General features: G+C 49.8%; 11 protein-coding genes. 6 read left to right on the top strand and 5 right to left on the bottom strand.

The window, feature by feature from the left end; genetic code table 11:
- Positions 1-1,211, top strand: a 1,211-nt coding sequence (locus ACTHYN_RS12910) for an aspartate aminotransferase family protein (RefSeq protein ID WP_441812839.1), incomplete at its 5' end; no start/stop codon positions are given.
- A 108-nt stretch (positions 1,212-1,319) separates the two neighbouring features.
- Positions 1,320-2,084: a VC0807 family protein gene (locus ACTHYN_RS12905; RefSeq protein WP_441812838.1), complete on the top strand. Its 765-nt coding sequence runs from the start codon at positions 1,320-1,322 to the stop codon at positions 2,082-2,084.
- A 93-nt stretch (positions 2,085-2,177) separates the two neighbouring features.
- Here ACTHYN_RS12905 and gyrB read toward each other — a convergent pair whose 3' ends face one another.
- The 5 genes from gyrB to dnaA all read right to left on the bottom strand — a co-directional run bounded on the left by gyrB (position 2,178) and on the right by dnaA (position 9,814).
- On the bottom strand, positions 2,178-4,592 hold the full coding sequence (gene gyrB / locus ACTHYN_RS12900; protein ID WP_441812837.1) for a DNA topoisomerase (ATP-hydrolyzing) subunit B: 2,415 nt from the start codon (positions 4,590-4,592) through the stop codon (positions 2,178-2,180).
- A 78-nt stretch (positions 4,593-4,670) separates the two neighbouring features.
- Positions 4,671-5,804, bottom strand: a complete 1,134-nt coding sequence (gene recF / locus ACTHYN_RS12895; protein ID WP_441812836.1) for a DNA replication/repair protein RecF — start codon at positions 5,802-5,804, stop codon at positions 4,671-4,673.
- A gap of 124 nt (positions 5,805-5,928) precedes the next feature.
- A complete protein-coding gene (locus ACTHYN_RS12890) occupies positions 5,929-7,200 on the bottom strand; it encodes an ABC1 kinase family protein (protein WP_441812835.1) in 1,272 nt (423 codons plus the stop codon).
- 15 nt (positions 7,201-7,215) lie between these two features.
- Positions 7,216-8,319, bottom strand: coding sequence for a DNA polymerase III subunit beta (dnaN, locus tag ACTHYN_RS12885; protein ID WP_441812834.1), 1,104 nt, complete (start codon positions 8,317-8,319; stop codon positions 7,216-7,218).
- A 40-nt stretch (positions 8,320-8,359) separates the two neighbouring features.
- A complete protein-coding gene (gene dnaA, locus ACTHYN_RS12880) occupies positions 8,360-9,814 on the bottom strand; it encodes a chromosomal replication initiator protein DnaA (RefSeq protein WP_441812833.1) in 1,455 nt (484 codons plus the stop codon).
- 679 nt (positions 9,815-10,493) lie between these two features.
- Here dnaA and rpmH point away from each other — a divergent pair.
- Genes rpmH through yidC form a run of 4 tightly spaced genes read left to right on the top strand, consistent with a single transcriptional unit; the run spans position 10,494 to position 13,079 of the window.
- Entirely contained in the window at positions 10,494-10,628 is a 135-nt protein-coding gene (gene rpmH / locus ACTHYN_RS12875; protein ID WP_144820968.1) for a 50S ribosomal protein L34, read from the top strand.
- A gap of 15 nt (positions 10,629-10,643) precedes the next feature.
- Positions 10,644-11,051 (top strand): ribonuclease P protein component, encoded by a 408-nt coding sequence (gene rnpA, locus ACTHYN_RS12870; protein WP_441812832.1) that lies wholly within the window; start codon positions 10,644-10,646, stop codon positions 11,049-11,051.
- Positions 11,051-11,344 carry a membrane protein insertion efficiency factor YidD gene (gene yidD, locus ACTHYN_RS12865; RefSeq protein WP_441812831.1) on the top strand — a complete coding sequence of 98 codons (294 nt, stop codon included), beginning with the start codon at positions 11,051-11,053 and terminating at the stop codon, positions 11,342-11,344. Before rnpA ends, yidD begins: the two co-directional genes overlap by 1 nt.
- Before the next feature lie 4 nt (positions 11,345-11,348).
- The gene (yidC, locus tag ACTHYN_RS12860) at positions 11,349-13,079 is read left to right on the top strand and encodes a membrane protein insertase YidC (protein WP_441812830.1); all 1,731 of its coding nucleotides are present in this window, start codon (positions 11,349-11,351) and stop codon (positions 13,077-13,079) included.
- Positions 13,080-13,156 lie beyond the last annotated feature (77 nt).

The raw sequence follows: 13,156 nt of genomic DNA, 5'->3' as shown, positions 1-13,156 counted from the left end.
AGCAATTTGCTGACCACGCAACCAATTCAGAACTGTGGGACGCAGACGGCAAACGCATGATCGACTTTGCCGGCGGTATTGGTGTGCTCAACATCGGCCACCGGCACCCGAAAGTGGTGGAAGCAATAAAAGCTCAGCTGGACAAGCTGATGCACACTTGCCAGACGGTTATGTCCTATGAGGGCTACGTACGTCTGGCGGAGAAATTGAGCGAAGTGGCACCGGTGAAAGGCCACGCTAAAGTGATGCTGGCCAACTCAGGCGCTGAAGCGCTGGAAAATGCGGTCAAGATTGCCCGTTCAGCCACTGGTCGCAACAACGTTATCTGCTTCGATGGCGCATTTCATGGCCGCACTTTCATGACCATGGCAATGAATGGCAAGGCGGCGCCCTATCAGACAGACTTCGGCACCATGCCAGGCTCGGTTTTCCGGGCACCTTATCCAGTGCCTTATCACGGTATCACTGAGGAAGAGGCGCTGCGTGGATTGCGCATGACAATGAAGGCTGACTCTCCGGCGAATGACACGGCAGCCATAGTGCTGGAAACCGTACTCGGTGAGGGCGGTTTTTACCCGGCACCTACCAGCTTTTTGAAAGAGATCCGCAAGATCTGTGACGAGAACGGCATTCTGATGATTGTCGACGAAGTCCAGTGTGGTTTTGGTCGTACGGGCAAGATGTTCGCCATTGAACACAGTGGTATTGAACCTGACCTTATGACCGTTGCTAAGAGTATGGCCGACGGCATGCCGATCTCTGCCATTGTCGGTACCGACAAACACATGGATTCATCAGGGCCCAACTCTCTGGGCGGTACCTACACGGGTAACCCGGCCGCCTGTGCCGCAGCGTTGGCTGTGTTCGATGTGTTCAAGGAAGAAGACATTCTGGGCAAGAGCCAGCGTCTGGGTGAGGCCCTGAACCAACGTTTCACTCAATGGCAGGAGCAGTTCACTCATGTGGACAACGTTCGCTGCTTGGGTTCCATGGCGGCATTCGAGATGGTTGAGAGCAAAGATAGCCGCAAACCCATGCCGGAACTGGCTGCTGCAATTACCAAGAAAGCCAAAGAAAAGGGACTTATCCTTCTTAGTTGTGGCATGTACGGCAACACCTTGCGTTTTCTGATGCCGGTCACTATTGAGGATAATATCCTTGAGGAAGGCCTGGCGATAGTTGAGGAGAGCCTTAAAGAAGCCGGCGCCTGATAGCAGAGCGAAGGTTGAAGAAGAGTAAAAAACCGAACCTCCGGGTTCGGTTTTTTTATGGGGTTCGTCGTATACTGCGGATAGTTGTTACACCGACCAGGCAGAGCCATGACTTCACCGAACACCACATCTGTACCCGAGCATAAGCCCAGACCATGGGTTGATCTGCTCGTTAGTATCATCATCCCATCCGTTATTTTGATGAAGTTCAGCGGCGACCAGCATCTGGGCAGTGTGAATGCCCTGATTCTGGGTTTGGCCTTCCCCCTTGGCTGGGGCTTGTTCGAGCTGATCCGCTATCACAAGAAAAATTTTATCGCCGTGCTTGGCTTAATCAGCGTAGGGCTCACCGGTGGTATTGGCTTACTGGAACTGGATGCTGGCTGGTTGGCGATAAAGGAAGCGGCCATTCCCGCCATTATTGGCCTGGCTGTGCTCGCCTCTACCCGCACAAAGTATCCTCTGGTTCGCACACTCCTGTATAACCCTAATGTGCTCGACGTAGAAAAGATTCAAAAAAAGTTACAGGAAAACAATCATGTAGATGAGTTTGAGGCGCGTTTACTAAAAGCGAGTTACTTTTTTTCGGGCACTTTTTTGTTTTCTTCCATCATGAACTACGCCATCGCCCGTTGGATTGTGGTCAGTCCCTCCGGTACCCAAGCCTTCAATGAAGAGCTCGGCAGGATGACATTGGTTAGTTATCCAATGATCGCCATCCCCTCCATGATTATGATGATGCTTATTTTTTATTATCTGTGGAGAACTATCAGGCGGCTGACGGGATATACCCTGGAAGAAGTGATGGCTCCTCACCTGGCGGAAAAAGAGAAGGAGAAAGCCAACTCGTCAGGCTCCGCTTCAGGTAAATAACCAGATACTCTAAAGGCATACGCTGTTTTTCGGAATAAAAAAACGGCCAGAGCATCACTGCTCTGGCCGTTTTTTGTTACCTGCTGAATAATATCAGATATCCAGGTTGGTCACTTCCAGCGCATTGGTCTGGATAAAGTCACGACGTGGCTCTACGTCATCGCCCATCAGGGTTGTAAAGATCTGGTCTGCCGCGATGGCATCTTCAATCTTCACTTTCATCATCCGGCGAGAATCCGGATCCATCGTTGTTTCCCAGAGTTGCTCGGGGTTCATCTCGCCCAGCCCTTTATAGCGTTGAATATTCAGACCGCGCTGGGCTTCTTTCATCAGCCACTGCAACGCACCTTCAAACGACAACACCATTTGCTTACGTTCGCCACGTTGAATGTATGCGCCTTCTTCTATGAGCCCGTTCAGAGTTTCGCCAAGACGTGCGATGGCGCCATAGGATGGCGAATCGAAGAAATCATGGCTAAACGTGTGCTCGTGCGGTATCCCGTGTACATAGATGGTGACCTTAGGCAGGTAAAGCTCTCGCTCAGTGTCCTTAGCGACAGAGAAGGTGTACTTGGTACCTGTGCGGGTATCGACATCTAGCCCGTCACCCAAACGAGTCGTCCAGGCAGCAACCGTGTCTTCATCTTTCAGATGTTCTGCCTTCAACGTATCGTTGTGCAGCATTTGCTCCAGTACTTTTGCGGGGTAGGCACGAGATAGACGATCAATCATTGCCATAACCGTCTGATAATCCTGAACCATTGTCTCAAGGGCGGAATCCTTGATGGGAGGTGCTTCTGCGTTTACGTACAGTTGCGCGCCTTCCAGAGAGGTCTGGGTGAGGTAAGCTTCCTTCGCCTTCTCATCCTTCAAGTACTGCTCTTGCTTACCACGCTTAACCTTGTAAAGCGGCGGCATAGCAATAAACACATGACCACGCTCAATAATCTCGCGCATCTGACGGAACAGGAACGTTAGCAGCAGAGTCCGAATGTGGGAGCCGTCCACATCGGCGTCGGTCATGATAATAATGGAGTGATAACGCAGTTTGTCCGGGTTGAACTCCTCACGGCCGATACCACAACCCAATGCAGTGATCAGAGTGCCAACTTCGGCGGAGGACAACATTTTGTCGAAGCGTGCTTTCTCTACGTTCAGAATCTTACCTTTGAGCGGCAGAATAGCCTGGGTTTTACGATCCCGGCCTTGTTTGGCACTGCCACCCGCGGAATCACCCTCCACTATGTATAATTCGGAGAGGGCGGGGTCCTTTTCCTGACAGTCGGCCAATTTACCTGGCAGACCAGCAATATCCAACGCGCCTTTGCGGCGGGTCATGTCCCTCGCTTTACGAGCAGCCTCGCGGGCACGGGCAGCTTCAATCATTTTATTAACGATGAGTCGGGCTTCGTTTGGCTGCTCCTGCAGATACTCAGCAAGGCTATGATAAAGCTCTTGCTCCACAGCCGTTTTCACCTCCGAAGACACCAATTTATCTTTGGTTTGGGAGGAAAATTTGGGATCAGGCACTTTTACGCTAACAATCGCTGTCAGACCTTCGCGGGCATCATCACCTGAGGTGCTTACTTTGGCCTTCTTGCCCAAGCCCTCATGCTCGATGTAAGTGTTCAGTGATCGGGTAAGAGCCGAACGAAAACCAGCCAAGTGTGTACCGCCATCGCGCTGGGGTATGTTGTTGGTAAAACAGTAAATATTTTCCTGGAAGGCGTCGTTCCACTGCATGGACACCTCCACCACAATGCCGTCTTCACGCTCACGGGTGAAGTGAAAAACCCGGTTGATGGGTGTTTTGTTGATATTCAGATGCTCAACAAACGCTCTCAGGCCGCCTTCGTATTCGAAAACTTCTTCTTTACCACTGCGCTCATCCGTCAGGCGAATACGCACACCGCTGTTCAAAAATGCCAGTTCCCGGATGCGTTTTGCGAGGATATCGTAGTGAAACTCTATGTGACTAAAGGTTTCCGGCGAGGGTATAAAATGAACACGGGTACCAGAGGCATCTGTCTCACCAACCGGCGCCAATGGTGCATTTGGCACACCGTGAGAATAAACCTGCTCGTACACCTTACCATCGCGACGTATGGTTAGCGTGAGAGTAGAGGAGAGTGCGTTGACAACAGAAACGCCCACACCGTGAAGACCACCGGAAACTTTATAAGAGTTATCGTCAAATTTACCACCCGCGTGAAGCACGGTCATGATAACTTCAGCGGCAGATACACCTTCTTCCTCGTGAATACCTACCGGAATGCCGCGACCGTTATCCTGAACAGTTATAGACTCATCCGGGTGAATAATAATACCGATTTCGGAGCAATAACCCGCCAGAGCCTCATCGATGGAGTTATCCACCAGTTCAAATACCATGTGATGCAGGCCGGTACCGTCGTCCGTGTCGCCAATGTACATTCCTGGTCGTTTTCGCACCGCATCCAGTCCCTTCAGGACTTTGATACTGGCGGAATTGTAACTCGATTCACTCATTAGGAAACTCCTGAAGCGTAAGGTCCGGCGCGTTCCTTAAAACCGCATTCTGCAGGCTAAGGGGTTGGTAAGCCGATTTTATTCTTCCTTCAATTTGCCATGTTCCACGTGGAACATTCGATAGTCAGGCATCTCCCTACCTTGCCACAGCGACCCCGGTTTCGGATGCTCGATGGAGGTAATGAACACCTGACAACGTAACTCCTGTAATTTGCCAGCCAGCATGGTTCTGTGGCTCTGGTCCAGTTCTGCATTAATATCATCAATCAGAAAGCTGACCTGCTTTCCAAGGCTATTCAACACCATGCTTTGTGCAATTTTCATCAAAATAACGAGGGTTTTCTGCTGGCCGCGGGAAAAGGTTTCCGCCACCGGTCGTCCCTGAAATCTGATTCGGATGTCTGCCCGGTTTGGTCCATAAAGGGTGTGGCCCATGCGGACTTCCTGCTCCCGGTGGCGAACAAGCACATCTGACAGTGATTGGCTGGTGTCCCACCCGGGATAAAAATCCAACTTCAGCCCTTGTGCCCAACTTATGTCCACCTCATGAACCAGGCTATTAAACGCGCTTTTGATTTGATCAAAGGCGAGTTTTCGGGCTTCGCTAATTCTCTCGCTCAGTGCTGTGTACTGGGCATCCCAGATACGCAACATGGCTTCGTCTAGTCTACCATTTCTCAGCGTTTGATTCCGCTGCGATGTCACTCTCTGGCATTGTTGCCAGCTAGATGCAAAGGAAGGTTCCACGTGGAACACTGCCCAATCAAGAAACTGCCGGCGCTTCCCGGGACCTCCTGCCACAATATCGAACACACCTGGATCAATCACAGATACGGGTAAATGTTTTGCTAAAGATGAAAGGCTTCGCACACCTTCCCCATCTACGCGGAGCATCGTTTCCTTCTGGGCTATATCGCGTGAAATGCCTAATCGATGAGCAAGAGAATCTGAAGCGGGGGTATTCCGCTCTTCCTCAAAGCCTCGATCCAACCCACCAAACACCGTAAATCGTTGTTGGCCATGTTGAACCACCGCTTGATGTCTGTTTATTCGGAAGGATCGACCAAGCCCAAGATAGCCAATAGCTTCAAGTATACTGGTCTTACCGCTGCCATTGGCACCATATAGCAGGTTAAAAGAAGGTGAAAACGACGTAGGTCCGGTTGGGGACAGGTTGCGAAAAAATTCGGTATGAAGTTTTACCAGCGCCATAGAAAGGACAGCTCGTCGCGGCAACAAGAGAGATGGAACGTATCCAGGAAAAAAGGCAGCATCTCACATTTTACGTGACATGCAGCCCTTAGTGTACAAAACAGAGCAGATGAAGGCGACCGCCTCAGTGAAGCATGTTCAAACGCTCATCCATAAACACATCCATTTCTGGCGCAAGGATATGTACGTATCGGTCAAAATACAGGAACTGTTTTAATAACAGGGCAAATTCTCTGGGAAAATGCAGGCCATGACTTTCTCCCACTTTAACCATATCCATCAGAATGTTATTCACATCATCTTCTGCCTGGTCCGCCTGATAAGGCACCTCATCCGGTACCATTTTATCCATTTGCTGGTACAACTTACGTAAATCATTGGCCAGACTATCTGCCTGAACCGTATGACTGGTTATACCGATACGGATCATCGACTCGGCCATGCCGTCGAAATTCCCTACCATCACGGCAGAAATAAAGTCGCTTACGGCTTCCCAGGTATCGGGCCGGATACGTCCGACAATTCCAAAATCAATAAATCCAACACGCCCATCTTTCAACACCATCAGGTTACCGGCGTGAACATCGGCATGAAAAAATTCGCACTGGGTGAGGCTGGCAAACCAGGTATTCATGGCAGTGATTAATGTGCGCTCTGGGTCTTTGGCGTAACCGCGAATACTTTCGAGGTCTGTTAAGGGTACACCGTGAAAACGTGCCATTGTGAGAATCCGCCGAGTGCTCGCATGTTCATAAACCTCGGGGACCGTCGCTTCTTCATTATGCGTGTCGTGGAGAAACCTCCGGAACACTTTGAGGTTGTTCGCCTCTTTAATGAAATCGCATTCTTCCATCATGGTGCGCTGAATTTCATCGACAATACCGGAAAGCGAGGTCCAGGACATTTTGGGCGCCAAAGTTTCAAGAATCCTGGCAGAAAGATACAAAAAATTCAGATCGGTCAGTAAAATGTTTTCAACGCCCGGTTTCTGCACCTTAATTACCACATCTTCGCCGGTAACCAATCGGGCCGCATGTACCTGCGCTATAGATGCCGAAGCCAAAGCGACCGGGTCGATCTGTGAAAACACCTGATCGATCGGTTGATCCAGTTCTTCTCGAATAATACGTTTAATGACACCAAACGGTAGATTGGGCGTACGATCCAAACAGTGTTGAAATTCTTCCACATACTCCTTGGGGAAGAAGGTGGGAGAACTGGCAATGAACTGCCCAAGCTTTATGTAAGTTGCACCGAGGGATTCGAACGTTTGGCGCAACAAGCGCGGGGCAGGGGGTCGTTCTCCCCCTACCCATTTGACACCGGTTCGGCCTAAAACAGAAAGTGTTTGTCCAATTCTGAATGCGCCTTTGATTCCGTTCGTTACGGTGCCCATTATCAATGTCTTCTCCTATAGTCTCATCGGCATAACCACATAAAGGCAGCGGTTATCAATTTGCGATTCGATCAAAGCGCTACTGTTCGGATTGGAGAGCGTAATTTTCACCTGCTCATCATCCAGCGCGTTCATAACGTCCACCAGATAGCCTACATTAAAGCCAATCTGTAAGGATTCGCCCTGGTAGTCTACCGGTAATGCGTCTTCAGCCTGTTCCTGATCCGGGTTGTTCGCAAAAACCTGGAGCTCATTCGTAGCCAGGTTCAGGCGTACACCTCGAATATTTTCATGGGACAGAATGCCGGCCCGTTGAAGCGTATTTTTCAGGGTGGCCCTGTCCGCCAACACAACCTTGTCGCCACCACGGGGAACTACCCGGTTATAATCCGGGAACTTGCCCTCAATCAGTTTGGAAGTGAACGTATAAGAGCCTACGGTTGCCCGCAAGTGGTTATCTCCAATCACCAAGGTAACCGGTGTATCTACGTCGTCCAACAGCCTTGAAAGCTCCAGAACGCCTTTGCGAGGCACAATCACTTGCTTCGGCTCCGCGCAGCCGGTATCTAGCTCAACGTGGGCCATGGCCAGACGGTGGCCGTCGGTAGCCACTGTGCGCACCTGGTCTTTATCGACTTCCAGTAACAGGCCATTGAGATAATAGCGAACGTCCTGCTGTGCCATGGCAAAAGCCGTGGCATCGAACATACGTTCCAACTCTTTTTGTGGCAATTCAAGACGGAAGCTTTCCGGCTCGTCCTCCACATTTGGAAAGTGCTCTGCAGGCAGTGTCGACAACGTGAAATGGCTGGCGCCGCATCGTATATGCAGCCGATCGCCTTCAAGCACTAATTCAATAGGTGCGTCATCGCCCAGCGCCCGGCAAATATCTGAAAGCTTGCGGGCAGGAACGGTAATTCGCCCTGGCTGGTCAACGTGAACAGGCGTTACCCGTCCTACCAGCTCCACCTCCATATTGGTCCCGGTCAGGATCAATGTATTATCTTCGGCCACCAGCAGCACATTGGACAGTACCGGCATGGTCTGTTTTTTTTCCACCACACCGGCAATACTTTGCAAGGGTGTGAGCAGGGATTCACGGCTGATCGTCAGTTTCATGTCACTCAGCTTTCTGTTGTTGGAAGGATGAATGTTGTCTTTAAGTGGTTAGTAATCTCATAAAGTTTTTATAGTCATCACGGATTCCAGGATCCGTCTCCTGAAGCTCCAGGATTTTTTTGCACGCATGCAAAACGGTCGTGTGGTCTCGACCACCAAATGCATCTCCAATTTCTGGCAGGCTGTGATTAGTCAACTCTTTCGAGAGAGACATAGCCACCTGCCGGGGGCGGGTCACCACACGGGTACGCCGCTTGGAGTGAAGATCGGCTACCTTGATCTTATAATACTCGGCAACCGTGCGCTGAATGTTATCGATACTTACCTGCTTTTCGTGCAGAGCGAGCAGATCTTTCAGACTTTCCCGGATGAATGGCGGCGTGATTTCTGACCCGGTGAAGTGAGCATTCGCTATCACCAAACGCAGTGCCCCTTCGAGTTCTCTCACGTTAGAGCGGATTTTTTGCGCAATAAAAAACGCGGCTTCGCTGCTCAGCTTAACATTCGTCTGCTCGGCCTTTTTCATCAAAATTGCCACCCGCGTTTCCAGCTCTGGTGGCTCCACCATCACAGTGAGCCCCCAACCAAAACGGGACTTCAAACGCTCTTCCATATCGACGATTTCTTTTGGGAACCGGTCACAGGTTACGATTACCTGTTGTCCGCCCTCAAGTAGCGCATTAAAGGTGTGGAAAAACTCTTCCTGGGAACGCTCTTTACGGGCAAAAAACTGGATATCATCAATCAACAGTGCGTCTACTGAACGGTAATACCGCTTAAATTCATTGATTGCGTTCAGTTGCAGTGCTTTAACCATATCCGCCACAAAACGTTCGGAGCGCAGATATGCCACCTTTGCATTGGGATTGCGTCGAACAATCTCATTACCAATGGCGTGCATAAGGTGTGTTTTACCCAAACCCACACCGCCGTATAAAAACAACGGATTGTAGGCACCACCCGGATTTTCAGCTACCTGCATAGAGGCAGCTCTAGCTAACTGGTTCGACTTACCTTCCACAAAGGTGTCAAAAGTGAAACCTTCGTTTAGAAAGCTCTGATGTTTGATATCACCTTCTACCTGCACCGATCGACGGTTTGTTGCGGCTCCATACCCTGTACTTTGTACAGGCCGGCTAGCTGCCACGCCTTTTTCCTCTTCCGTCACCTTGCCGCCGGTCTCTTCTTGCACACGCTGGGCCGAACCCTGCTGTACGGTTTCTGAGCGCACCACCGGATCACCTTCCCGGGGTGCCGACCCTACTTTCATTCCCACCCTTGGCGACTGCCCGCCATTCAGGTCTTTAAGCACTTCTTCTATACGTCGTAAATACTTTTCATTCACCCAGTCCATAACAAACCGATTGGGTGCAAATAGCGTCAGTTGTCCTTCCCGGTGCTCAGACTGAAGAGGTCGGAGCCAGGTATTGAATTGTTGTGCGGGAAACTCATCCCGGAGTACTTCAAGACATTGATGCCACATACCGTTCGGCACGACAGTCCGCTCCTGATAGACCATAAATTTCTCGAACCGAACCTGTAAGGTCCGATCCCGAAAGATGACCACGGATTCTAACCCGCCGGCACTCCCAGTGAAAGAGCAAACACAAAGTCATAAACAGCCTGTGGAAATTTATATTTTTATTTATCAATCACTTATAGACTTACATACAACCTTGTGTACAGAAAACTCATACAAATAAGTTATCAACAGCCCCGTGTGTGTAACCGACCGTAGACTCTGTGTGTAACCCTCAGGTCTCCTGGTGGATAACTCGTAAGTTTTATCACGCCGCAACTTACCCACAATCGGTCATCACCTCATCCACAGAGCTCAGCCCGGCTTATCCTGAGCCTTATAAATACCACAATTAACTGATTCAATTGATTTAAAACAGCTTATCAACAGAAAATGGCCTACGTAATAACAGTAGTAATAGAATTCTTTAAAGAATACTAAAAAGACCTATAGATACTGTTATTCAGCGGGTAAGTTGCAAAACTGGCAAGCTCCTTGGATTCCTTCACACAATCACGATTTTGCATCGGCACAACCTCGTACCAATAAACATTGAATCCGCGTCGAAAGTTGCATAGAATGCCGCTCCTGTTTTGGCTATTATTTTTTCCAGCCAATATCTGAATATCAACACACGAATTGTGAGACAGTCCCCATGAAAAGAACGTTTCAACCAAGCGTCCTGAAGCGTAAGCGCAATCACGGTTTCCGTGCTCGTATGGCAACAGCCAACGGACGCAAGGTCATTTCTCGTCGCCGCGCCAAAGGCCGTGCACGTCTGTCTGCGTAATCTGTCGTTCGCCTCATGAAGGCTTTGAATTTTCCGAAGTCGCACCGCCTGTTACGGCCTGCCGATTACGGCAAAGTCTTCGACGACGTGCAATTAAAGGTTCCGCACAGAAATTTTCTGATCCTGGCAACCCCGAATGACCTCGGACATGCCAGGGTCGGTCTTATTTTTGCGAAAAAAAACCTGAAACTTGCCGTACAGCGAAACCGAATCAAACGTCAGGTTCGGGAAACCTTCAGGCACCAGTCTGAGCTTCCCGCTATGGATATCATCGTTCTTGGACGCCAAGGGCTTGCAGCTATGGATTGCCAGACAGTACGTTCGTCTTTAAACGGCCTCTGGCATCGGCTAGCGAAAAAGTATTCTCAGTTACCGTCATCTCAAGCAGCAGAATTCTCACCTGCCGGTAAGGGAACAGGTTAATGCGTAAATTACTGCTTTTCCCTATTCGCTTTTACCAATATGCCATCAGCCCGCTAATGGCCAGCCATTGCCGTCACTATCCAACCTGTTCACAATACGCCGTGGAAGCCATTTCCCATCACGGTTCACTGAAAGGCTCGCTGCTCTCAGTGAAGCGCCTGTTGCGATGCCACCCGTGGGCTGAAGGCGGTTACGATCCGGTGCCCGGTACCGTACAATCGCGGCAGGAACATTCAACGCCCTGTTGCCCCGAGGCTGACCATTCCCCTATAACAACCCAGACCAGACAGTAACTCTATGGATATTCAACGCATCGTATTATTTGCCGGCCTGGCTATTGTCAGTTATCTGATGGTACTTGCCTGGAACGACGATTATCACCAGCCAGTCCCTACTGAGCAGGTTGTAGAATCTGCGCGCGTTCAGTCAGATAACAGTTCTGCAGGGTCGGATGCCATGGTGCTTCCGGGGGAAACATCCAACAAATCAGTTCCTGCAAAGGGTAGCGCGAATGAAGAATTCGCCACACCTGATAACAGGCAGTCTATTTCCAGCCCGACTACTACCAGCCCAAACGTGAATAATCAGTACATAACGGTGCGCACTGACGTGCTGGATCTTGTTATTGATCGTGTTAGCGGTAATCTGGTTAAAACATCGCTGCTTGATTACGACAAATCACTGAATAGCGACCGTTCACTAAGCGTTCTGAACAACACTCAAGAACGTTTTTATGTGATGGAAAGTGGGCTTATAGGGCAAAATGGACCAGATAGCGCAAAAAATGGTGAAGCACCTGTTTATGAAACAGACGCCACCAGCTACGAACTAACAGATGGCGAAAATGAACTGACCGTCAATCTGGTCTACACCACGGATACGGGCGTTCGTATAACCAAGCAATATCAGTTTCAACGTGACGACTACGAAATAAGCGTGCGTTACCTGATCGATAACCAGTCAAACGAAAGCTGGCAAGCCAATTTCACTGGTAAAATCGTTCGTGATGAGGCTCCAGACCCTACCTCCGGGCCTAGTATGGGGATCAAAGCGTTCCTCGGTTTGGTAACCAGTTCACCAGAAGACCCTTATCAGAAGTTTGATTTTGGTGATTTGGAAGACGAAAAAATCAACAAAACCGTCACCAATGGTTGGATGGCGTTCCTGCAGCATTACTTCCTTGCAGCTTGGGTGCCTGAGCGGGATCAACCTGCACAGTTTCAAACCACACGCCGTGGTCCGCTTCATGTGATGGGTTTTGTATACCCTACAACCACCGTTGCACCTGGAGACACTACAGAAGTTGGCGCCCGCGCCTACGTAGGCCCCAAGATTATCGACCGTCTTGAAACCGTTGCACCCAACCTTGACCGCACCGTAGATTTCGGTTGGTTGTTCTTTATCTCACTACCGTTGTTCATTGTTCTGGATTGGTTCCACAGTATTGTAGGAAACTGGGGCGTTTCCATCATTCTGCTGACCGTGTTGGTTAAAGGCCTGTTCTTTAAACTCTCTGCTACCAGCTATCGTTCTATGGGTCGTATGCGCGCTGTTGCGCCTCAGCTAACCAGGCTGAAAGAACTTTACGGCGACGATCGCCAGCGCATGTCACAGGAAATGATGGCTCTGTACAAGAAGGAAAAGATCAATCCTCTTGGTGGTTGCTTACCTATCCTGGTTCAAATGCCAGTGTTCATTTCCTTGTATTGGGTATTGTTCGAGAGTGTGCAGTTGCGCCATGCACCCTTTATGCTGTGGATTCACGATCTTTCAGTGATGGATCCCTACTTCATTCTGCCAATCCTGATGGGCGCCAGTATGATGTTGCAGATGAGCCTGAACCCAACTCCGCCGGATCCTATGCAGGCCAAGATTATGAAGCTGATGCCGGTGGTATTCACTATCTTCTTCCTCTGGTTCCCAGCCGGTCTGGTACTGTACTGGCTGGTGAACAACATTCTGTCGATCAGCCAGCAGTGGTACATTACCCGCAAGATCGAAGCAGAGATGGCTGATAGAAAACACTAATCTGGCCGTCAGTTAAAAGCTCAGTAAAGGCTCCGTAATGGGGCCTTTACTGTTTCAGACATGCAAAAATTTGCTGT

It is taken from the genome of Marinobacter sp., assembly GCF_052091845.1.
Lineage (GTDB): Bacteria > Pseudomonadota > Gammaproteobacteria > Pseudomonadales > Oleiphilaceae > Marinobacter.
This window is presented reverse-complemented; position numbering and strand designations above follow the sequence as displayed.